21 protein-coding genes and 1 pseudogene are annotated in these 22,045 nt (G+C 67.9%); 6 read left to right on the plus strand and 16 right to left on the minus strand.

Translation table 11 applies throughout. From position 1 onward, the window contains the following. Positions 1–2 precede the first annotated feature (2 nt). Together ABDW31_RS20540 and cydD are read right to left on the minus strand one after the other, a co-directional pair. Positions 3–1,580, minus strand: a complete 1,578-nt coding sequence (locus tag ABDW31_RS20540; RefSeq protein WP_184722635.1) for an ATP-binding cassette domain-containing protein — start codon at positions 1,578–1,580, stop codon at positions 3–5. Beyond that, positions 1,577–3,217 carry a thiol reductant ABC exporter subunit CydD gene (cydD, locus tag ABDW31_RS20545; RefSeq protein WP_184724205.1) on the minus strand — a complete coding sequence of 547 codons (1,641 nt, stop codon included), beginning with the start codon at positions 3,215–3,217 and terminating at the stop codon, positions 1,577–1,579. The genes ABDW31_RS20540 and cydD overlap by 4 nt, the downstream gene beginning before the upstream one ends. A gap of 122 nt (positions 3,218–3,339) precedes the next feature. Between cydD and ABDW31_RS20550 the strand changes: the two genes are divergently transcribed. From ABDW31_RS20550 to ABDW31_RS20565, 4 genes are all read left to right on the plus strand, one after another. Next, on the plus strand, positions 3,340–4,905 hold the full coding sequence (locus tag ABDW31_RS20550; RefSeq protein ID WP_184722631.1) for a cytochrome ubiquinol oxidase subunit I: 1,566 nt from the start codon (positions 3,340–3,342) through the stop codon (positions 4,903–4,905). Between the two features lie 14 nt (positions 4,906–4,919). Continuing rightward, positions 4,920–6,071, plus strand: coding sequence for a cytochrome d ubiquinol oxidase subunit II (gene cydB / locus ABDW31_RS20555; RefSeq protein ID WP_184722628.1), 1,152 nt, complete (start codon positions 4,920–4,922; stop codon positions 6,069–6,071). Positions 6,072–6,083: 12 nt separating this feature from the next. Then, on the plus strand, positions 6,084–6,203 hold the full coding sequence (gene cydX / locus ABDW31_RS20560) for a cytochrome bd-I oxidase subunit CydX (RefSeq protein WP_035043223.1): 120 nt from the start codon (positions 6,084–6,086) through the stop codon (positions 6,201–6,203). Between the two features lie 162 nt (positions 6,204–6,365). After that, positions 6,366–6,818: a chemotaxis protein CheW gene (locus ABDW31_RS20565; RefSeq protein WP_184722625.1), complete on the plus strand. Its 453-nt coding sequence runs from the start codon at positions 6,366–6,368 to the stop codon at positions 6,816–6,818. A 79-nt stretch (positions 6,819–6,897) separates the two neighbouring features. On the opposite strand, the gene ABDW31_RS20570 is transcribed toward ABDW31_RS20565, so the two are convergent. The 13 genes and pseudogenes from ABDW31_RS20570 to ABDW31_RS20630 form a co-directional block, all read right to left on the minus strand. Continuing rightward, positions 6,898–7,377 (minus strand): ASCH/PUA domain-containing protein, encoded by a 480-nt coding sequence (locus tag ABDW31_RS20570; protein ID WP_184722622.1) that lies wholly within the window; start codon positions 7,375–7,377, stop codon positions 6,898–6,900. A 228-nt stretch (positions 7,378–7,605) separates the two neighbouring features. Next, positions 7,606–8,289, minus strand: coding sequence for a ribosome biogenesis GTP-binding protein YihA/YsxC (gene yihA, locus ABDW31_RS20575; RefSeq protein ID WP_184722619.1), 684 nt, complete (start codon positions 8,287–8,289; stop codon positions 7,606–7,608). Continuing rightward, a complete protein-coding gene (gene yidC / locus ABDW31_RS20580) occupies positions 8,289–10,145 on the minus strand; it encodes a membrane protein insertase YidC (RefSeq protein ID WP_184722617.1) in 1,857 nt (618 codons plus the stop codon). The genes yihA and yidC overlap by 1 nt, the downstream gene beginning before the upstream one ends. 7 nt (positions 10,146–10,152) lie before the next feature. After that, positions 10,153–10,590 carry a ribonuclease P protein component gene (rnpA, locus tag ABDW31_RS20585; protein WP_184722614.1) on the minus strand — a complete coding sequence of 146 codons (438 nt, stop codon included), beginning with the start codon at positions 10,588–10,590 and terminating at the stop codon, positions 10,153–10,155. 106 nt (positions 10,591–10,696) lie between these two features. Beyond that, a complete protein-coding gene (gene rpmH, locus ABDW31_RS20590; RefSeq protein ID WP_012284717.1) occupies positions 10,697–10,831 on the minus strand; it encodes a 50S ribosomal protein L34 in 135 nt (44 codons plus the stop codon). Positions 10,832–11,048: 217 nt separating this feature from the next. After that, positions 11,049–12,035: an NADPH:quinone oxidoreductase family protein gene (locus ABDW31_RS20595; RefSeq protein WP_184722612.1), complete on the minus strand. Its 987-nt coding sequence runs from the start codon at positions 12,033–12,035 to the stop codon at positions 11,049–11,051. A 145-nt stretch (positions 12,036–12,180) separates the two neighbouring features. Next, positions 12,181–13,249: pseudogene (locus ABDW31_RS20600) on the minus strand (alpha/beta hydrolase); the annotation flags it as partial. 14 nt (positions 13,250–13,263) lie between these two features. Beyond that, positions 13,264–13,899 (minus strand): TetR/AcrR family transcriptional regulator, encoded by a 636-nt coding sequence (locus tag ABDW31_RS20605; RefSeq protein ID WP_184722606.1) that lies wholly within the window; start codon positions 13,897–13,899, stop codon positions 13,264–13,266. Between the two features lie 52 nt (positions 13,900–13,951). Continuing rightward, a complete protein-coding gene (locus ABDW31_RS20610; protein WP_184722603.1) occupies positions 13,952–15,376 on the minus strand; it encodes an NAD(P)-binding domain-containing protein in 1,425 nt (474 codons plus the stop codon). 98 nt (positions 15,377–15,474) lie between these two features. After that, positions 15,475–15,723 carry a DUF2164 domain-containing protein gene (locus ABDW31_RS20615; RefSeq protein WP_184722600.1) on the minus strand — a complete coding sequence of 83 codons (249 nt, stop codon included), beginning with the start codon at positions 15,721–15,723 and terminating at the stop codon, positions 15,475–15,477. A gap of 116 nt (positions 15,724–15,839) precedes the next feature. Next, entirely contained in the window at positions 15,840–17,219 is a 1,380-nt protein-coding gene (locus ABDW31_RS20620; protein WP_184722596.1) for an NAD(P)-binding domain-containing protein, read from the minus strand. Positions 17,220–17,299: 80 nt separating this feature from the next. After that, a complete protein-coding gene (locus ABDW31_RS20625; protein ID WP_184722593.1) occupies positions 17,300–17,629 on the minus strand; it encodes a hypothetical protein in 330 nt (109 codons plus the stop codon). A gap of 54 nt (positions 17,630–17,683) precedes the next feature. Next, entirely contained in the window at positions 17,684–19,135 is a 1,452-nt protein-coding gene (locus ABDW31_RS20630) for a carotenoid oxygenase family protein (RefSeq protein ID WP_184722590.1), read from the minus strand. A 155-nt stretch (positions 19,136–19,290) separates the two neighbouring features. Here ABDW31_RS20630 and tetR point away from each other — a divergent pair, with 155 nt between their 5' ends. Beyond that, entirely contained in the window at positions 19,291–19,911 is a 621-nt protein-coding gene (gene tetR / locus ABDW31_RS20635) for a tetracycline resistance transcriptional repressor TetR (protein WP_343699481.1), read from the plus strand. Here tetR and ABDW31_RS20640 read toward each other — a convergent pair. Beyond that, the gene (locus ABDW31_RS20640; protein ID WP_184722584.1) at positions 19,898–21,220 is read right to left on the minus strand and encodes a sorbosone dehydrogenase family protein; all 1,323 of its coding nucleotides are present in this window, start codon (positions 21,218–21,220) and stop codon (positions 19,898–19,900) included. The genes tetR and ABDW31_RS20640 overlap by 14 nt on opposite strands. Positions 21,221–21,294: 74 nt before the next feature. Here ABDW31_RS20640 and ABDW31_RS20645 point away from each other — a divergent pair, with 74 nt between their 5' ends. Continuing rightward, positions 21,295–21,969, plus strand: a complete 675-nt coding sequence (locus tag ABDW31_RS20645) for an arylesterase (RefSeq protein WP_184722581.1) — start codon at positions 21,295–21,297, stop codon at positions 21,967–21,969. Positions 21,970–22,045 lie beyond the last annotated feature (76 nt).

Raw genomic sequence — 22,045 nt, forward strand, 5'->3', positions numbered from 1 at the left:
CTTCATGACGTGGAGACCAGGCCCGGCGGCCAGATCGCCGGGCCTTTTTCTTGCGCGCTCATCGCCAGGACGCGATCGCAGATCGCGGCGGGCGCGGGGCGGTGGCTGATCAGCACCAGGCCCTGGCCGGTGCGGTCCAGGCGATGTTCCAGGCGCTCGACCACGCGGGCCTCGGTGACCGGGTCCAGGCCCTCGGTCGGTTCGTCCAGCAGCAGCCAGGCGGCGTCGCGCAGATAGGCGCGGGCCAGGCCCAGGCGACGGCGCTCGCCGCCCGACAGTCGCTCGCCGTCATCGCCCAGGAAGGCCGACAGGCCGTCCGGCGCGGCGCGCACGCGGTCGGCCAGGGCGGCGTCTTCCAGTACGGCCCACAGTTGGTCGTCGGTGGCGTTGGGGGCGGCCAGGCGCAGGTTGTCGCGCACCGTGCCGGCGATCAGGCCGGCGTCCTGCGGCAACCAGGCGAACTGGGCGCGGACGGCGACCGAGCCTTCGCCGCGCAGCCCCAGCAGGGTCTCGACGGCGCTGGTCTTGCCGCAGCCCGACGGGCCGACGATGGCCAGGCGCTCGCCCGGCCGCAGGGCCTGGCCCAGCAGGACCGGCGCGGCGGTGGGGGCGCTGGCGGGTTGAGGGCGGTGCTGCAGGAGGGCGTCCAGCCGCTTGTGGGCCGCGTTGGCCGCACCGTCCTGGTCGAGAGCGGCGACCAGGCCGCCCAGCACCTCGATGCTCATGGCCGCTGCGAGACCGGCCAGGGCGGCCAGCGGCGCGCCCGCCGGGATGGCGGCGGCCATGGCGGCGGCGACCGTGACGCCGGTGACAGCCGCCTGGCTGGCGGCGATCAGGCCCTGGGCGCGGGCGGCGGCCAGACGGGCGTTTTCGAGGTCGGTCGCGCGGGCGTTCAGGGTCTCGCCGGCCCAGGCTTCCAGGCCGTAGGCGCGCAGTTCGGCCGAGGCGGCGACGAGGCTGGCGGTGGTCTCCTTCAGCGCGCCCATCCGACTCTGGATCGCGGCGCGGGCGGGGGCCGAGCGGCGGCGGGCGATGGCGCGGGCGGCCAGCATGGCGCCGGTCGCGCCGGACAGGATGGCCAGGGCCGGCAGCCAACCGGCCAGTACGGCCATGGCCACGGCGGCCAACAGGCCCGCCCCGGCGCTCCACGGCGCGGACAGGCGCACGAAGCGGGTCTCGACGGCGTCGACGTCCTGCACCAGCCGGGCCGAGGCCTCGCCGCGCGACATGGTCAGCGACTGAGACGGCGGGGCGGCGGCCAGGCTCTCGAACACGGCCGGGCGGATAGCGGCCAGGGCCCGGAGAGCGGCGGTGTGGCCGGCCAGGCGCTCGCCATAGCGGGCGGCGGTGCGCAGGATGGCCAGCAGGCGGATCATGGCGCTGGGGATCAGCACATTAAAGGTATGGGCGGCGGCCAGGCCGGCCGCGCCCGCGGCGGCGCTGGTGACGATGAACCAGCCCGACAGGCCCAGGAGGATGGTCGAGGCCGCGCCGACGACGACCGCGCTCAGCACGGCTAGGCCCAGGGCCTCGGCGCGCTCGCGCCTTTGGGCGCGGATCAGGTCTTCCAACGGGCTCATAGGCGCACGACCTTGTCGGCGAGGGCGGCCACCGCTTCGGAATGGGTGGCGATCAGGGTGGTCCGGCCGTGGGCGGCGGCGCGGATGGCGTCCAGCATCACGGTTTCAGCGGCTGTATCCAGATTGGCGGTCGGCTCGTCCAGCAGCAGGATCGGGGCGGGCTTGAGCAGGGCGCGGGCCAGGGACAGCCGCCGGCGCTCGCCGCCCGACAGGCCGCTGCCGCGCTCGTCCAGCACGAAGTCCAGGCCGCCGGGACGGTCGAGCACCAGGCCCACGGCCCAGGCCGCGGCCTCGATCTCGGGGCGCGGGGCGTCGCGGCGCGACAGGGCGATGTTGTCGGCGATCGAGGCGGGCAGGATCAGCGGCGACTGGCCGGCCCAGGCGATGTCGGTCGACAGGTCGGGGCGAACCTCGCCATCGACCAGAATGCGGCCTTCGGTCAGTGGGGCCAGGTCCAGCAGCAGGTTCAGCAGCGAGCTCTTGCCCGCGCCGCTGGCCCCGACCAGGGCGACGATCGCGCCGGCCGGAACGGTCAGGTCGAACTTGGCCAGCGCCGGCACGTCGGCGTCGGGATAGCGGACGGTGACGCCGTCGAACTGGATCGTCGGAGCCTTGGCCAGCGGCGCGACGGCCGGCTTGGCTTTCGGGACTTCGAAGGTGACCAGGCGCGCGGCGGCGGCCTCGGCGGCCTGGCGGTCATGATAGGCGGCAGCCAGGCGGCGCATCGGGGCGTAGACTTCCGGCGCCAGGGCCAGCACGAAGAAGGCGCGCTTCAGGTCCAGTTGCTCGGGCACCGGGAAGGGCAGCAGGCGCAGCAGGTTGAAGCCGCAATAGACCGCGACCAGGGCCACCGACAGGGCGGCGAAGAACTCCAGCGCCGCCGACGAGATGAAGGCCACGCGCAGCACGCGGATGGTGCGCTCGGCCAGCTCCGAGGCCGAACGGCCCAGGGCCTTGGTAGTCGCGCCCTCGGCCTGGAAGGCCAGCACCACGGGCAAGGCGCGGACCCGGTCCAGGAACAGGCCCGACAGCCGCTCCAGGGCCTGGAACTGGGCGCGCGCCTCGGCGGCGGCGGCCGTGCCGGCGAAGATCATGGCGATGATGAACGGGATCAGGGTGGCCAGCAGGATGGCCGCCGCGATCGGGCTGGCGAAGGCGGCTGCGCCGATCAGCAGCAACGGCAACACCGCGGCGGCCAGCTTGGTCGGCAGGAAGCGGGCGAAGAGGCCGTCCAGGGCCTCGACCCCCTCGACCAGGGCGGTCAGCGCCTGGCCGGACGAGCGCCGCGGGCCGCCGAACACCGAGCGGGCCAGGTCGACCCGCAAGCCGGCCTTGGCCGAAGCGGCGGCGCGGGCTCCAGCCTCGGCGCCGACATAGGCGAGCACGGCGCGCACGAGACAGGCGACGACGACCAGCGACAGCCAGCCGGCGATCGCCATCGGGCCCTTGTGCGCAGCGACCGCGTCGACCGAAAACGCCAGGCCCGCGGCGAAGGCGACGGCGGCCAGGCCATCCAGCAGGCCGGCGGCGCGGGCGCGACCCATGGCCGAGCCGCCGCCGCTGCGCGACAGGCGTGTCAGCCAGACCTTGCCGGCCTCCGGATTTTGACGATCGAACTGTACTATGCGGGCGGCCATGGGTTGAGTGTAGGCTGTGTCGGTCATCATTCCTTGATCGGAATCAAGGTTTCGAGGGGTTGGTCGATCTAGGGCTGGGCTCTGGGTCGGCGCGTTTTTCGCCGTTCGTCATGGAGTCGCCCATGGATCCCGCGGTCATTGACCTGTCGCGATTGCAGTTCGCACTCACAGCGCTCTACCACTTCCTGTTCGTGCCCCTGACGATCGGGCTGTCGTTCCTGCTGGTCATCATGGAGAGCATCTATGTGATGACCAAGCGGCCGATCTGGCGGACGGTCACCCGCTTCTGGGGTGTGCTGTTCGGCATCAATTTCGCCCTGGGCGTGGCCACCGGCATCACCATGGAATTCCAGTTCGGCATGAACTGGTCCTACTACTCGCACTATGTCGGCGACATCTTCGGCGCCCCGCTGGCGATCGAAGGGCTGATGGCCTTCTTCCTGGAAGCCACGTTCGTCGGCCTGATGTTCTTCGGCTGGGACAAGCTTTCCCGCGTCGGCCACCTGGGCGTGACGTTCCTGGTCGCCATCGGCACCAACTTCTCGGCCCTGTGGATCCTGGTCGCAAACGGCTGGATGCAGAACCCGATGGGGGCGGCCTTCAATCCCGACACCATGCGCATGGAGGTGACCAGCTTCCGCGACGTGCTGTTCAACCCGGTGGCCCAGGCAAAGTTCGTGCACACGGTCAGCGCCGGCTACGTGATCGCGTCGGTGTTCGTGCTGGGGATTTCGGCCTGGTACCTCTTGAAGGGCAAGCATATCGGCGTCGCCAAGCGGTCGATGACCGTCGCGGCCGCCTTCGGCCTGGCGTCCTCGCTGTCGGTCGTCGTGCTGGGCGACGAGAGCGGCTACGCCTTGACCGACAACCAAAAAATGAAGCTCGCGGCCCTCGAGGCCATGTGGGAAACCGAGCCCGCTCCGGCCGGCCTGACCGCCTTCGGCATCCCCAGCCTGGCCGACCGCAAGACCCACCACGAGATAAAGATCCCCTACGTCCTGGGCCTGATCGCGACCCGCAGCATCGACAAGCCGGTGGAGGGCATCTTCCAGCTGGTCGCCAAGGCCGAGGATCGCATCGAAAGCGGCATCGTCGCCTATGGCGCGGTCGAGCACCTGAAGGCCAATCCCAACGACCTCGCCGTGCGGGCGATCTTTGAGACCCACCGCCGCGATCTGGGCTACGGCCTGCTGCTCAAGCGCTACGTCAAGGATCCGCGCCAGGCCACGCCCGAGCTGATCAAGAAAGCGGCCTGGGACTCGGTGCCCAACGTGCCGGTGATGTTCTGGGCGTTCCGGATCATGGCGGGCATCGGCCTTCTGATGATCGCCCTGTTCGCCACCGCCTTCGTTCTGGTCACTCTGCGCAAGCACGACACCAAGTGGTTCCTGGTCTTGGCCGTCGCCGCCTTGCCGCTGCCATGGATCTCGACCGAACTGGGCTGGGTGCTGGCCGAGGTCGGGCGTCAGCCCTGGGCCGTCGAGGGCGTGCTGCCCACCTTCCTGGGGGCTTCCAGCCTGTCCGTGCCGCAGCTGCTGACCAGCATCGCGGTGTTCACCCTGCTGTACGGCGCGCTGGCCGTGGTTGAGGTCGGCCTGATCCTGCGCGCCATCAAGAAAGGCCCGTTCGCTCAGCACGACCCCGTCCCGGACGGCGAGCCGCCCGAGCCCGAAACGGCCGCGGCCTAGAGGAGATCACAGTCATGGAACTCCCTATCGACTACGCCACCCTCCGCGTTCTCTGGTGGGCCCTGGTCGGCATCCTGCTGATCGGTTTCGCCCTGACCGACGGTTTCGACATGGGCGTCGGCGCCCTGCTGCCCTTCGTGGCCAAGGATGACGCCGAGCGGCGCATGGTGATCAACACCGTCGGCCCGACCTGGGAAGGCAACCAGGTGTGGTTCATCCTGGGCGGCGGCGCGCTGTTTGCGGCCTGGCCGTTCGTCTACGCCGTCAGCTTCTCGGGCTTCTATCTGGCGATGTTTGTGGTGCTGGGCGCAATGATCTTGCGGCCGGTCAGCTTCAAGTATCGCTCCAAGAGGCCCAACCCGCGCTGGCGGTCGTTCTGGGACTGGGGCCTGTTCGTCGGCGGCTTTGTGCCGGTGCTGTGCTTCGGCGTGGCCCTGGGCAATGTGCTGCAAGGCGCCCCCTTCCGTCTGGATAACGACCTGCGGGCCTTCTACGACGGCAGCTTCATCGGCCTCTTCTCGCCGTTCGCCCTGCTGTGCGGCCTCTTGTCGGTGTCGATGCTAGTACTGCACGGCGCGGGCTGGATCGTGGTCAAGGCCGAGGAGGGCCCGGTCACTGAGCGCGCCCGGCGCTTTGGCGAGATCGCGGGCCTGGCCAGCATCGTGCTGTTCGCGGCCGGCGGCTTCTGGGTGGCGTTCGGCGGCCTGGGCTTCCGGATCGAGGGACTGGCCGATGCGGCGGGGCCATCGAACCCGCTGCGCGGCGCCGCGGCGGTGCGCGCCCCTGGCGCCTGGCTGGACAACTACGGGCGTCACGGCTGGATGATGATCGCCCCGATCCTAGGCTTTGCCGGCGCCGCCCTGGCCCTGGCCGGCCTGCAGTTCCGCAAGGACTGGATGGCGTTCACCGGCTCGTCGGCTTCGACGGTGGGCATTGTCGCCACCGTGGGCCTGTCGATGTTCCCGTTCATCCTGCCCAGCAGCGTCGATCCGCGCTCCAGCCTGACGGTCTGGAACGCGTCCTCCACCCACCTGACCCTGTTCGTGATGCTGCTGGTCACGGCGTTCTTCCTGCCGCTGATCCTGCTCTACACCAGCTGGGTCTACAAAGTTCTGTGGGGGCGCAGCACGACCGGCGCCCTGACCACCAACCCCGACCTGTACTGAGGAGAACGACCCATGTGGTACTTCACCTGGATCCTGGGCCTGGGCCTGGCCGTCGCCTTCGGTGTGCTGAACGGCGTCTGGTACGAGTTCAACCTGTCGGACGACGGCGACGAGGGCCTGTCCGAGCCTTGAGGACCGGGACGGGGAGGGCGCGGTCGTTTGTCGCGCCCGATCCGTCCCCAATCCGTGTTTGCCTTAACCGTTGTTAAAGGCGCTTCGGGCTCTTCTGGCGGGGAGCCGGAGGAGCGCGCCGAACGCGCCGCTCCGGGCAAGCTATTCGACCCGGGGATCCCAATGACCGACAACACCGCGCCTGCGCTGGAGCTGATCTCGTTCTGCATCGGCGAGCAGGAGTTCTGCATCGACGTAAAGACGGTGCGTGAAATCCGCGGCTGGACTCCGGCCACGCCGATCCCGCACGCCCCCGCCTACATGCGCGGCGTCATCAACCTGCGCGGCGCGATCATGCCGGTCATCGACCTGCGCAACCGCCTGGGCCTGGGCGTCACCATCCCCGAGACCCGCCACGTGATCGTGGTCGTCGAGTGCCAGGACCGTCTGGCCGGCATCCTGGTCGACGCCGTGTCGGAAACCTTCACCGTGCCGCGCGACAGTCTGCAGCCGGCCCCGGACGTCGGCGTGGAAGAGCTGCGCTACATCCAGGCGATCATCTCGATGGAAAACCGCCTGATCACCTATCTGCGCATGGACGACGTGTTCCCGGCGCATGTGAGCGAAGCCGCCTAAGGCTTCGGTTCTCCTAGACCAAAAGAAAGGCCGCCGAGGTTGCCCTCGGCGGCCTTTTCTCTGTCCGTCGTCTGGCAGATCAGCCCTTGCGGACGATCCGCGCCGCGGCGGCGTGGAAGCCGGCGTCGGCCTCGGCCAGGGCGGCCACAGCCCCGTGGCGGTCGCTGGCGACGCTCATGTTGTTCTTGGCGTAGCTCTCCGAGACCTTGCGGGCTTCCTGGCCGCGCAGGGCGGCGTTGGAGGCGGCGGTCTCGTGCCAGCTGGCCAGCTGCTCGGCGGTGACCTCTGCGGCCGCGTCAGGATGCGGGGCCACGTCGCCGAAGCCGATGGCCACGAAGCCGTGGATCACGCCGCCATAGTCTTCTTCCGACAGCAGGAAGGTGATCTGACGCTCCTCGGCCTGGCCGGTATAGGTGTCGGTGGCAGGATCGAACTCCGACAGCACCAGGATGTCGCCGACCTTGAAGTCGCGGTCGTTGCGGCGGATCTCGAAGCGCTTCTGCCCCGAACGGACGGCGGCGAAGTACTTGGGCCAGGTCTTGAGTTCGTGGCGGTTCATGGCGGGCTTCAATCTGGAAAAGGAGAGGCGGGGGTTCTGGCGGCAGAACCCTAGCGGACGGTTAATAGAGATGGATACGACTGTGCATACCCCCAACCGCTTCCCCGGCGAATGCCGGGGCCCAGATTCATCCGGAGCGGTTTGAGGAAATCCGAGAAGCGCCCCGCCCCCTTGGCGGGGGAGTGGGCTCGATCTGGGCCCCGGCTTTCGCCGGGGAAACGGCTTTTCTTACAGGTCCGAGCAGACCCGGATAATCTCCGCCCGCAGCTCGGGCAGGCCCAGGCCCTTTTCGGACGAGGTGGCCAGCACGCGCGGGAAGGCGGCGGGGCGCTTGGCGATGGCCTTGATCGTGTCAGCCACGACCTTGTCGACCTCGTGCGGCTTGATCTTGTCGGCCTTGGTCAGGACGATCTGGTAGCTGACCGCCGCGACGTCCAGGGCGTCCAGCGCCTCCAGGTCGACCTTCTTCAGGCCATGGCGGGCGTCAATCAGCACATAGACGCGCTTGAGGTTGGCGCGACCGCGCAGATAGGCCCGGCCCAGGTCCTGGAACTTGTCGGCGATCGAGCGCGAGACGCGCGCGAAGCCGTAGCCGGGCAGGTCGACCAGGCGGATCTTCTCGGCCAGCAGGAAGAAGTTGATCTCCCGCGTCCGGCCCGGCTCGTTCGAGGCGCGGGCCAGATACTTCTGGCCGACCAGGCCGTTGATCAGGCTGGACTTGCCCACGTTCGAGCGGCCGGCGAAGGCCACCTCGGGCAGGTCCGGGGCGGGCATGGTGTCCATGCGCACCGCCCCCATCATGAACGAGACCGGCTGGGCGAAGAACACCCGCCCCGTTTCCAGTTCCTCTTCCGAGAACAGGACGTCGTCCGAGGGGGCGACGCCTTCGGGAATGATCGTCTCGTCGCTCATCAGGTCGCCGCGCTTGCGGGCTTGCCCTGCAGGCGAGCGATGATCTTGTCGATCGGGTTCTCGACCTTGTAGCGGCGCATGATGATGTACTGCTGGACGATGGTCAGGACGTTCGACCAGCACCAGTAGATCACCAGGCCCACCGCGAACTGCGACAGGGTGAAGGTGAAGATGATCGGGAACAGCTGGAAGATGCGCTGCTGGATGGGGTCGCCGGCGGGCGGGTTCATGGCCGTGGTCAGCCACATGGTGAACCCGTACAGCAGCGGCCAGACGCCGATGTGCAGCGGACCGCCCAGGAACGAGCCGATCAGCGGCGCGGTCGCGGGATCCCAGGGGATCAGGCCGAACAGGTTGAACATCGTCGACGGGTCGCGGGCCGACAGGTCCTGGATCCAGCCGAAGAACGGCGCGTGGCGCATTTCGATGGTGACGGTCAGCACCTTGTACAGCGAGTAGAAGACCGGGATCTGCACCAGCATCGGTAGGCAACCCATCATCGGGTTGATCTTTTCCTTCTGGTACAGCTGCATCATCTCCTGCTGCTGCTTGGCCGGATCGTCCTTGTGCTTGGCCTTCAGCTTCTCGACTTCAGGCTGGATCTTCTTGATCTTGGCCATGCTCTCATAGCTCTTGTCCGCCATCGGATAGAGGATGAGCTTGAGCAGGACGGTCAGCGCCATGATGGCCAGACCGAAGTTGCCGACCATCTTGTAGAAGATTTCCAGGATATTGAAGATCGGACGGGTGAACATGGAGAACATGCCCCAGTCCACGGCCCAGTCGAAGCGCGGGATCTCGGCCTTGCGGCTGTCCCAGAACTGCCACCAGGCCGGAGCTTGGCCGTTGTACTCGTACTTGCGCAGCAGCGGCACGGTCTTGGCGCCGGCAAACAGGCGGGTCTTCTGCGTCAGGGTCGCGCCCGGGTTCAGGGCCTGGGTCGGGCCGACGAAGTTGACGTCATAGATGTCGGTGTTGCCGGCCTGGGTGACGCGGTACTGCGCCTTGATGGTCTCGTCCTGGCTCGGGATCAGGGCCGCCAGCCAGTACTTGTCGGTGATGCCGGCCCAGCCGCCGACCGAGTCGAAGCTGGTGAGCGGCTTGTCCTTCTTCCACTTCTGGTACTTGGCCAGTTCCAGCTTCTGGTCCTTGCCCGAGCCCAGCACGCCGATGGCGCCTTCGTGGACGATCTGGTTCTTGCCCAGGGTGTCGTGGATGCCCTGGCGCTGCACGGCCGCGTAGGGGGCCAGCTGCAGGCCCTGCGTGCCGTTGTTCTTGACGGTGTCGGTGACCGTGAACATCGCCTGGTCGTCGATGGCGATGACGCGGGTGAAGATCAGGCCGAGACCGTTGTCGAAGGTCAGGGTGACGGGCGAGTTCGGACGCAGCACTTGGCCCGGCGCGGCGGTCCAGACGGTGCGGCTGTCAGGCAGGCCCGGCAGGTTGGCGCCCGCCCAGCCGAAATCGGCGAACCAGGCATGCTCGGCGCCTTCCGGACGGAAGAGCTCTACCGGCGGCGAGTTCTTGTCGGTGGTCTCGGCGTACTTGCGCAGCAGCAGGTCGTCGATGCGGCCGCCCTTCAGGGCGATCGAGCCCGACAGGGTCGGGGTGTCGACGACGACGCGCGGGCTCTGGGCCTTGGCCGCGTCGCGCGACAGGCGCAGCGGGGCGGGGTTGCCGTTGGCGTCCAGGGTCACGCCCGGCGTGGCTTTCGCTTGGGCCTGGGCGGCTTGCTTGGCGCGGGCTTCGGCCTCGGCCTTCTTCTGCTGCGGACCCAGGATGAAGAACTGGTACCCGATCAGGATCACGAACGCGCTGACGATGAACATCAGCGTGTTTTTGTTGTCGTTCTGCATGGAGCGCTTAACCGGAAACTGTTTGATCGGGACGAGGAGAAGAGGCGGCGGTCTTGGATGCGCCGGGTGATGGCCTGGGACCTTTGGGACCCTTGCCATCATGCTCGGCGGCGAGGCTTATCAGCGCGGTTTTGACGTCGTCAAGCAAACGCCCCCATTCGCGGGCGGTGGTTCCGCCGCGCGCAATGAACACATAGTCGTGCGAAGGGCGCGCATGAAGGGGCAGAACCAGGCGGGCAGCTTCGCGGAGGCGGCGCTTGGCGCGGTTGCGATCGACGGCCCCGCCGATCTTCTTGGTGGCGGTGAAGCCGACCCGGACCGTCGGATCCTCATCGGGGCGCTTGCGCATCTGGATGAAGACGGCGCCGCGCGACAGGGCCGGGGCCTTGGCCGCCAGCAGGAAGTCGGGCCGCTTTCTCAAACGTTCGAATTTGAGCTCAGACATGAAAAAAGCCGCCTTTCCGGCGAGAACCTGAAGTCAGGTCTGTGGAAAAGGCGGCTTTATTCATGGTCTCGCCTCCCGAGGGAGGAAAAAGCGGCGTGAGCCGCTTTTAGGCCGTCAGGCGCTTGCGGCCCTTGGCGCGACGACGCGCAACGATCTTTTGGCCATTCTTGGTGGCCATACGAGCGCGGTAGCCGTGACGGCGAGCACGCACGAGCTTCGACGGCTGGAAGGTGCGCTTCACGACGTGGCTCCGAAATGCATAAACGTTGGACGCGAAACCGTTAGGCCCCGCGAGTGAGGGGCGGTGGATAAAAGAACGGGCGAGGGATGTCAACCTGAGTCGACCGTAGAAGCTGTCATCCCGGCCAAGCGCGTAGCGTGCTGAGCCGGGACCGCCGGAAGCGCCGCGTTTGCCGCGGTCCCGGATCTTCGCTGCGCTTCGTCCGGGATGACAGATTTTAAGGCGTGATCACCGCCTTGCCCACCACCTTGCGGTCGGCCAGCAGGTTGAAGGCCTCGCGCCACTGCTCCAGGGGCAGCTGCGCATGGACGTGGGGCTTGATAACCCCCTCGCTGGCCATCCGCCACACCGCCTCGCCGTTCTCGCGGCCCTTCTCCGGAAACTGGCGGCCGTATTCGCCGGCCCGCACGCCCATGACCGAGAAGCCCTTGATCAGCGGCATGTTGACCGAGACCGTCGGGATGCGCCCGGAGGTGAAGCCGATCACCAGCAGCCGGCCGTCGAAGGCGATGCAGCGGGTGCTCTCGTCGAAGACGTCGCCGCCAACGGGGTCGTAGATCACGTCAGCCCCGCGGCCGCCGGTGATCTCTTTTACCCGCTCGCGGAAGCCGCCCGACACATTGACCACCGCATCGGGGGCGTAGAGCGCCTGGATCTGCGCTAGCTTGTCGTCGGAGGCCGAGGCCGCGATGACCCTGGCCCCCAGGGCCTTGGCCAGGTCGACCGCCGCCAGGCCCACCCCGCCGGCCGCGCCGTGGACCAGCACCCACTCGCCCGGCTCGACCCGAGCACGGCGCACCAGGGCGACATAGGCGGTCAGATAGGCCGCGCCATAGGCGGCGGCTTCAGCGAAGGAGAGGCTCGCGGGCTTGGGCTTCAGTCCCGCCGCGTCCAGCACGGCATACTCGGCGAACCCGCCCAGCCGCGCGCCGCCGACCACCGCGTCACCGACCGCGAAGTCCGTGACGCCTTCGCCCAGGGCCGCGACCTCGCCCGCCAGGTCCAGGCCCGGCGTGAAGGGCAGGGGCGGTTTGAACTGGTACTCGCCGCGGGTCATCAGCAGGTCGGGGAAGTTGACGCTGGCGGCCTTCACGCGGACCAGCACCTGGCCCGGACCCGCGACGGGTGTTTCCACCTCGCGGACCGCGCAGCCGGCGTAGTCGGCCGCGAGGTCTTCGACGACGAGGGCCCGCATGGATGGCATGCCTTTTCCCTCCCTCCGTTTCCCCGGCGAAGGCCGGGGCCCAGATTCAGCCTGAGCGGTTGGGGTGATCCGAGATGCGCCCGTGCCGGTTTGCCGGGCGCTTGTGGGTTCGATCTGGGTCCCGGCTTTCGCCGGGAAGATCGGATTAGGGGGCCGCTCGCTTGTCGAACATCTCCCGCACCAGCCCCGCGATCTCGCGGCACGCTCCATCCGCCGCCGGGATCGCACCCGTGAACGCCGTGAAGCCGTGGGCCAGGCTGTCGTAGCAGCGATAGGCCATCGGTACGCCGGCCGCCTGCAGGCGCTTGGCGTAAGCCTCGCCCTGGTCGACCAGCGGGTCGAAGCCGGCGGTGGCGACCACGGCGGGCGCGAGACCCGTCAGGTCGGTGGTCTTGTCCGGCGACAGGCGCGGATCGGCCGGATTGGCGTCGGCGCCCATATAGTGGCCCATGAACCACTCCATGGTCGCCTTGGTCAGCGGATAGGCGTCGGCATAGGTGGTCATCGACGGCGTCTCGCTGGCCACGTCGACGGCGGGATAGATCAAGAGCTGCAGGGCCGGCTGCGGCTCGCCGGTGCGCTGCATCTCCTGGGCGACAATGGCGGCGAAGTTGCCGCCCATGCTGTCGCCGCCGATGACCGGCGGGACCGCTGCCGCGCCGAAGCGGGCGGTGTTGTCGCGCGCCCAGCGATAGACGGCCAGCACGTCCTCCAGCCCGGCCGGGAACTTGTGGTCGGGGGCCAGGCGGTAGTCGACCGAGATCACCGCCGTACGGGCGATGCGGGCCAGGATCGAGCAGAAGGCGTGGCAGGTCTCCAGATCCCCGATCACCCCGCCGCCCATGTGGGCGTAGACGATCAGCGGCGCGCCGCTGTCCTGGCTCTCCGGGCGATAGGCGCGGCAGGGGGCGGGGCCGTTGGGGCCGTCGATCGACAGGCTCTCGGTGCGCACGCCCGGCTCCAGCGGGCCCTGCACGGCGGCCAGGCCCTTGGCGCTGCCGGCCACGGCCTCGGCCGGCGACACGCTGCTCATCGGCGGCATCTTCTTGGCCGCGTGGGCGAAGAACTGGAAGCGCGGGTCCAGGGTGCGGCCGCCGCGATAGACGACCCCGCCGCCCGACATGGCCCGCAGGACCGGGCTGGGCAGCGACAGGATCAGCTTCAGAATGGTCTTCTGGGCGGCGTCCGAGGCCATGTTTCTTCCCTTGTTGTTCTTATAGTCTTGCCGTCAAAGCTGAGGGAGGGCCGCGACCCCACCCAGGATCAGCTTGGCGGCGAAGTCGGCCGCCCCCTCAGTGTCGACGGGCCGGCGGTCCAGCATCTTGTCGCCGATCTCGCGCGCCACGGCGATGCAGGCCGAGGTCAGGTAGTCCAGATCGACCTTGGGCGCGTGGTCATGCTCCAGCACCTTGGCGAAGGCTTCACGGACCTCGTCGAACACGGCGGCCATCTCGGGCGTGGCGCGGGCGTGCGGGATCTGCTCGCCGGCCGGGCGGTTGACGCGCCAACTCTCCTGTTCGGTGGCCACGAAGTTGAAATAGGCCAGGATCGCGCCGCGCAGGAAGCTCTCGAAGTCGGTCGCCTTCTCGGACTGTTCGCGCAGCAGCGGCCGGAAGCGGCGGGCGCCGTCATCGGCCAGGGCGTCGAACACCTCCTCCTTGGACTTGTAGTAGTTGTAGAAGGTGCCCGAGGCCAAACCCGTGCGGCGGATGATGTCGCGCACCGTGGCGGCGTCATAGCCCAGCTCGCCAAACACCTCGCGCGCCGCGTCCAGGATCGCCTGGCGGTTGGCCGTCTTGGTGCGCTCCCGCTTGCCCGGCCGCTGGTCGACGTGGGGCTTGGGGAAATAGGCGATGTTCGACATGGACGGCGACTCGAAGACTGGAGCTTGATGACGCCCCGTCACGATCACAGCCTTACTCTGCGGCAAGAGGCAAGACCTTCACGGCTCTGGCGGGAATCGGCAGGGAATTACCGGCTGATTTCGCGCGCTTGATCCCCTTCTTCAGCTCCTTGCGCAGGTCATAGGCGTATTCCCCGCAGTTGATCTGGATCGTGTGCCGGGCCGAGGCGACATAGTGCGACTTCACCGCCTGGTGCATGTCGTCGCGCTCGCGGGCCATGGTCGCCGCATCGGGCAGGGCGTAGCGGCCGGTCAGATAGGCGGCGATCAGCTTTGACTGCTCCTCGGCGATCGGCATCATGGCGCACAGCGGCTGGACCAGGGCGACCATGAACAGGTTGTCGAAGCGCGGATCGACCATCCGCTTCCACAGGGCGATGTCGTTGTCGGGCGCGTCCATCGTCGCGCTGTCGAAGAACGGGAAGGTGATCTTGTAGCCGGTGCACCAGATCACCGCGTCGGCCTCCACCGACGTGCCGTCCTTGAAGAAGACTTGGCGGCCGTCGAAGCGCTCGATGTCGGGCTTGATGGCCACGTCGCCCGAGCCGATGCGGTTATAGAGCTCGTGGCTGATGGCCGGGTGCGAGGCGCCGAAGTCGTGGTCGGGCTTGGGCAGGCCGTGGTCCTCGGGGCGACCGTGCACGGCGGCGATCTTGTTCTCCAGGATCCGCGCCGACCACTTCGCCGGCAGGATCCGCGACAGCAGCGGCGGATCCTGGCTGGGGTGGTTGTTGAAGAAGTCCAGAACCGCATTGCCGAAGTAGCGCGGCACGACCCAGTACCCGCGGCGGACGGACAAATAGACCTCGTCGGCGTTCTCCTTACGGCCCAGCTCGCAGGCCAGGTCCAGGGCCGAATTGCCGAAGCCGACGATCACCACCTTCTTGCCGCGCAGGTTCTCGGGGCTGGCGGGGTCGATGTAATAGTGGCTGTGCATCTCCAGCCCGTCGAAGCGGCCGGGCGGCTTGGGATCGGGCCAGCGCGGATCCCAGTGGTGGCCGTTGGCGACGCACAGCACGTCGTAGAGCCGCTTCTCGCCGGTCTCCAGCGTGATCTCCCAAAGGCCGTCTTCCCGGCGTTTCGCCCAGGTCACCGCGCACTGGAAGGTGATGCGATCGCGGAAGCCGAAGTGGTCGACGTAGCTGTCGAAGTAGGTCGCGATCTGGCTGTGGTGCGGATAGTCCGGATAGTCGGCCGGCATCGGAAAGTCCGAATAGGCCATCTTGTCCCGGCTGGTGTTGATGTGCAGCGAGCGATAGGCGCTGCTCATGCCGTTGCGGTTCTGGAACACCCAGTTGCCGCCGATCCGGTCCGAGGCCTCGAAGCAGTCGAACGGGATGCCCGCCGCGTGCAGCTGCTTGCAGGTCGCGATCCCCGACGAGCCCGCGCCGATGACGCAGACGCGGGGCAGGGCGAAGGCGGCGGAGCCGTCGGCCATCGAGCTTCCTCCCGTCGCCCGGTTCAGGTGGGCGACTTATCGTTGTTCAGGAAGGATGCGCCGCTGGCGGTGGGCGTCAATGTTGACGCGAGGGGAAGCTAGCCCTTGATCGGCTGCTCGATCTCGTAGACCGCCTCCAGCACCGCCTCGAACTTGGTGCGGAACAGCTCCTGGGCGTCCTGGAGGCCTTGGTTGTAATAGTGAGGGCCCAGGGTCTCGCTGACGAAGTCGAGCAGGAACTCGGCGTCGAAGCCCTTCACCTCCAGATCCAACTCGGTCCGCATGTAGTCGGACAGCGCGCCGGAAAGCTTGGCGCGGGTGGCCTTGTCGAAGGTGATCTTGGGCATGGGGGCCTTTCAAGCTGTCATCCCGGCCAAGCGCGGAGCGCGCCGAGCCGGGACCGCCGCAAGCTCCCAGCCTGTTGCGGTCCCGGCTCTTCGCTACGCTACGGCCGGGATGACAATCAACTTGCTAGAGCGGGCGCTTTCGCCGCCCGCGCCGCCACCGGCAGCTTCCCGCCCGCCGCCTTCGCCCGCGCCTCGCCCTTTGCGATCTCCTTCTTCAGGTCGGCGCAGTAGACGTTGAAGTCGACCTGGATGGTGTGGCGGGCGGCCTGGTAGTAGTGGCCCAGGTGCTGGGCCTCATCCTTGACGATGACCTTCTCCATCTCGGCCTCGCTCGGCGGCGCGTACTCGCCTGCCAGATAGGCCGCCGCCAGCTTCGCCTGCTGCTCGGCAAAGTTCACCAGGGTCGGCAGCGGCTGGGCCAGGCCCATGAAGAACAGGTTCGGGATCCCCGGTTTCATCATCCGCTTGAACAGCGGGAAGCGGTGGTCGGCGTCCGGCTTCAGCTCGGCCTCGTCGAAGAACGGGAAGGTGATCTTGTAGCCGGTGGCGAAGACGATGGCGTCGACCTGCTCAACCGTGTCGTCGGCGAAGCGGACGTTTTTCCCCTCCAAGGCCTTGATCGCCGGCTTGAACTTGATGTCGCCGCAGCCCGCCCTCGTCAGGAACTCGCCCGAGACCGACGGATGGGCCTCCAGCGGCTCATGGTCGGGCTTGGGCAGGCCGTAGTCCTCCATCCGGCCGATGGTCTTCTTGATCACCTTGCGGGCCAGGGACAGGCCCAGCTTGCGCGGCATCCAGGCGGGCATGGCGCTTTTGTCGGCCGGCTTGCCGTTCATGTACTTGGGGAACACCCAGACCCCGCGACGGGCCGAGACCCACAGGTTCTTGGCGATCGGCCGCTGGGACAGCTCGCTGGCGATATCCATGGCCGAGTTGCCCATGCCGACGACCACCACGTTCTTGCCGCGCATGTCGACCGGATCGAACGGGTCACAGTATGCGTGAGCGTGGAAGGCCGGGCCGTCGAACTCGCCCGGATATTCCGGCACGCGCGGGTCCCAGTGGTGGCCGTTGCAGACGAACAGCACGTCGTAGAGCCGGGTCTCGCCGGTCGACAGCGTCACCGCCCACAGGCCGTCATCGGTGCGCCGCGCGCGCTCGACCCGGGTGTTGAAGGTGATGGTCGGGCGCAGGCCGAAATGGTCGACATAGTCCTTGAAGTACTGGTGAAGCTGGGCGTGGTGCGGGAAGTCAGGCCAGCCCTGCGGAACCGGATAGTCCTCGAACGCCAGCCGCCACTTGCTGGTGTCGATGTGCAGGCTCTCGTAGCAGGCCGACAGGCCGTTGGGGTTCTTGTAGTACCAGTTGCCCCCGATCTCGTCGGACATCTCGAAGCAGTCGTAGGGGACGCCGTAGTCCTTCAGCCGCTTGATGGTCGTGAAGCCGCTGCAGCCGGCGCCGATGACGCACGCCTTGGGAAGAGCCTGGGCCGCCATTCCACCCTCCTGACTTATCGTTGTTCAGGTGAGCGTATCAGCGTTATGCCAGGCGGCAAGCGGACCTTGGGGAAGGCGGCTCAGCGACCGCCGAAGCGCGGCGGGACGTAGGAGGCCGAGCAGCTGGCGTTGCACGAGGCCCAGCGGCCGCCGCAACTGTCATCCTCGCCGCTGGCGCTGCAGAAATACAGCGTGCGCGAGCAGGTGGCCCGGCACTGGGCGGCGTCGCCATAGGGCCGGCCGACCGCCAGGGGGATCGGCGGCGGCAGGATGGCGCCGCTGGTCGCGTTCAGCGGCGCGGCCGCCGGGACGGCCTCGATCTTCGGCTTGGCCTTGGGCGGCGTCGGCTGGGCCGCCAGGGACGGACCCGCGCAGGCGATGACCAGCAGGACGAGAAGAGCGCGACGCATGGTGCGGAGACTAGCGCCTCGGGGTGAAAAGCCGGTTAACCATGTTTCCGGCCCTCAGCCCTTCAACATCTCCCGCCCGGCCCAGACGCTGTGCGTCCCGCTGCTGAGCTTGTGGGGTAGGGCGATGCGGCAGACGATCTCGAAGCGCTTGGCGTCGATGATCGCGCACTCCGACGTGCCCTTGGTCTCGTCGATCAGGAAGCTGACCAGATAGCCGTCGTCCTCATCCACGGCCCCGATCTTGGGCGCGAACGGGGCCTCGCTGGCGTAGCGGCCTTCGGGCAGGTCGATCGACCAGCTCTCGCCGGTCTCCAGGTCGTGCTTGACGAAGCCGTTGAACAGGAACCAGCCCGGCTTGGAGGTCGTGGAATAGGCGTAGCGATAGGGCTTGCCGGCGTATTTCTGATTGAACATGCCGAACTCCAGGTTCCGCTCGTCCAGATGCTTCTCGGTCGTCTCGCCGGTGGCCAGGTTGAAGCGCCAGCGGTGCAGCTTGGGCCGGAAGCTGTGCTCGTCTAGATACGCCATCAGGTGGCCGTGGCCGTCGGGGGCGTCCTCCAGCGGGCGCGGGATCGGGTTCTCCTGGAAGTAGCCGTCCAGCACCACCTCGTCGCCGTCCTCATAAGCGTTCAGCCAATGCAGGACATAGGTCGGCTCAGCCTCGAACCAGCGCGGCTCGCCGCCCTGGCGCGGGACCAGAGCAAAGCGGCTGGGCACGCCCTTGTGCAGGCGCACCGCGTGGATGCCGCGGGCCATCAGGTCCTGGTCCCAGAACACCGGCAGGTCGTTGAGGATCGCGTATTTCGACGAGAAGGCCATGTCGTGCGGCAGGCGCGGCCCCGGCGTCTCCACGCCCTGATAGACGGTGCGCTTGCCGGTGGCGTCGACCACGCCGTAGTGCATGTGTGGCCAGGCCTTGGAGTAGTTGAAGAACATCAGCTCGCCTGTGGCCTCGTCGACCTTCGGGTGGGCCGAGACGCCGTCCAGCGGGGCCCAGGCGGCGACGCCCAGGTTCTCCAGAGTCAGGGGATCCAGGCGATAGGCCTCGCCGCACTGGTAGAAGGTGGCGATGGCCTCGCCGTTGTGGACGACGATGTCGGTGCTGGCGGTGTCCTTCAGTGACCCGTGGGTGCCGAAGCCGGGGCGCTTGGAGACGCCCGGACCGTCCATCAGCCCGCCCCACAGGCCCTCGCCGGCTTCCTGCTCGGCCTCGAAACACCGTGTGCGGATGAAGCGGTTACGGTAGGTCGCCGCTCCGGCCTTGAACTCGATCTGGCAGACCATGCCGTCGCCGTCGAACGGGTGGTAGCGGCCGACCGGGTCATGCACCGGGTTCTCGGTGTTGCGCAGATAGACGCCGTCCAGGTCGGCTGGGATTGCGCCCTCCAGCACCTCCAGATCCCAGGCGTTGACCTCCTCGTGCAGCGGCGTCCAGGCGCCGGTCATGTATGGGTGGTTGGTCGGCGACAGCGAGGTGCGCACCTTGGGCAGGCGTTCGATCTTCATGGGCGGCTCCTCCTAGTTGGGGCGAGCCTAAATCCAGTCAGTCTTGTTGTGCAAGTTTCCCCTGGCGTCCGCCCTGACAGCAGGGCGGACGCCAGCGTGGGTGCGCGCTAAATTTATCGATGATAAAGTCATCTATCGCTGATAAATAACTTCTCATGAAGGTCGATCGCGCGCGCATCGTCGCCACAGCGCTGGACGTGCTGAACGAGGTCGGGGTCGACGCCCTGTCGACGCGGGCGATCGCCCAGCGCCTGGGCGTGCGCCAGCCGGCGCTGTACTGGCACTTCGCCAATCGCCGCGCCCTTCTGGACGCCCTCAACCTTGAGATCCTGGCGCGCGGCCACACCCGCTCCCAGCCGGTTCCGGGCGAGGCGTGGCAGGTGTTCCTGCGCGAGAACGGCCGCAGCTTTCGGCGGGCCCTGCTGGCCTACCGCGACGGCGCGCGGGTTCATGCCGGCACCGAGGCCGATCCGCAGAACCTGGAAGACGTCGAGGCGCAGATCGCCTTCCTGGTCGCGGCCGGCTTCCCGGTCGGGCGGGCGATGGAGGTGCTGGTGGCCATCAGCCGCTACGTCGTCGGCTGCGTGCTCGAGGAGCAGGCCGAACCGCTGGACGGCGAGAGCGAGGCCGAGGTCCTGGACGACGCGGTCCAGGCCTATCCGCTGCTGGCCCAGGCCCTGGCGAGCTATCGCCAGGGCGGCTACGGGGCCATGTTCGAGCGGGGCCTGGACCTGCTCGTCAGCGGGGCCGAGGTGTCGCTGGTTACTGCGGGCTGACCCGCCACACCACGTTGCCGACGTCGTCGGCCACCAGCAGCGCACCCGATTTGTCGACATTGACGCCCACCGGACGCCCCTGCGCCTTGCCTTCGCTGTTCAGGAATCCCGTGAGGAAGTCCTGCGGCTGGCCCGCAGGCTTGCCGCCGGCGAACGGCACGAAGATCACCTTGTAGCCGACCTGGGGTTTACGGTTCCACGAGCCGTGCTGGCCGACGAACACCCCGCCGCGATAGGCGGCCGGGAAGCTTTGACCTTCATAGAAGGTCAGGCCCAGCGAGGCGGTGTGGGCGCCCAGGGCGTAGTCGGGGACGATGGCGCGCTCGACGAGGTCCGGGCGCTTGTCGGCGTCCTTGATCCGCTTGTCGACCGTCTTGCCGAAATAGCTGTAGGGCCAGCCATAGAAACCGCCCTCGCGCACCGAGGTCATGTAGTCAGGCACCAGGTCGTTGCCCAGTTCGTCGCGCTCGTTGACCGCGGTCCACAGCTCGCCATTGGCCGGGTTCCAACCCATGCCGTTGGGATTGCGCAGGCCGCTGGCGAACAGCCGCTTGGCCCCCGTGGCCAGGTCGACCTCGAGGATCGCCGCGCGATCGACCTCGTTGTTCAGGCCGTTCTCGCCGACATTGCTGTTGGAGCCGACGGTGGCGTAGAGCTTGGTGCCGTCCGGACTGGCGATGATGTTCTTGGTCCAGTGGTGGTTGATCGGCCCGCCCGGCAGGTCGGCGACCTTGCGCGGCGCGGCGGTGATCTGTGTCGCGCCCTCTTGATACGGGAAGGCGACGATGGCGTCGGCATTGGCGACGTAGAGGGTGTCGCCGACCAGGGCCATGCCGAACGGCGACATCAGGTTGGTCAGGAACGGCGTCTTCATCTCGGCCACGCCATCGCCGTCGGCGTCGCGCAAAAGGCTGATGCGGTTGGCGCTCTTCACCTCGGCGCCGGCCTTGCTCATCAGCATCTTCTGGAAGAAGCCGCGGATGCTGGGCTTCTCCTCCTTCTTCGGCGGCTTGTTGCTCTCGGCCACCAGCACGTCGCCGTTGGGCAGCACCAGCATCCAGCGCGGGTGGTCCAGGCCGCTGGCGAACGGCTGGACCTTGAAGCCAGCCGGAGCCTTGGGCGTCACGCCGGACGGCCAGCCGACGACTTCGGACACACTGACCGTCGGGATCAGGCTCTTGGTGGGCGCGGGCAACTCGGGGTTGGCGCCATAGCCAACCTTCGAGGTTTCGAGCGGCGCTTGGCTACACGCTCCCAAAGCAGCGACCGCGCCGCCGATGATCAAGATTTCGCGAAATCGGCGGGTCATGGGCGCTTCTTTCTTCAGGCTGCGTTCAACGAAGGTGAGCTTAGATGCAGTCAGGAGATTGATACGGTTCAGCCATGGCGAAGTTCCCGTCCACACCCTTTGACCGCAGAAACATCCTGGCCGGCCTTTTGGCCCTGGCCGCGCCCGGCGCCGCATCCGCCGCCCAGCGCCGGACCCAACGTCCGCCACCCTCGCCGCCGCCGCCTCCCGTGGTGACGGTGCTGGGTGACTCGATCACGGCGGGGCTGGGCCTGGCGTCGAACATGGCCATGCCCGCGCGCTTGCAAGCCGCGTTGGATCGGATCGGTACGCCCTCGCGCGTGCAGGGCTTCGGCGTGTTGGGCGACACCACGGCCAACGGCCTGGCCCGGGTCGACCGCGTACCGGCCGAAACCACGGTCTGCGTCGTCGCCCTGGGCGGCAACGACCTGCTGCTGGGGACCGACCCGTCGCGGACCAAGGCCAATCTGCGGGCCATCATCTCGCACCTGAAGGCGCGCAACATCCGCGTGGTGCTGGCCGGGGTGAAGGCGCCGGGTCTGCTGGGCGTCGACTACGCCCGCCGCTTCACCCAGGTCTATCCGGACCTGGCCCGCGAGCAGGACGTGTTCTATGCGCCGGACTTCTTCACCGGGGTGATCGGCGTCTCGCGCTACATGCAGCGCGACGGCATCCACCCCAATGCCGAAGGCGCCCGGATCATCGCCGAGCGCCTGGCGCCGGTGGTGGCCAAGGCCTTGCGGGCTTAACAAGTCCGATCTCCCCGGCGAAAGCCGGGGCCCAGATGCATCCCGAGCCTCAAACATGAAAGCGCCCTCCGCAGAG

Source organism: Caulobacter sp. (genome assembly GCF_039596335.1).
In the GTDB taxonomy this organism is placed as follows: domain Bacteria; phylum Pseudomonadota; class Alphaproteobacteria; order Caulobacterales; family Caulobacteraceae; genus Caulobacter.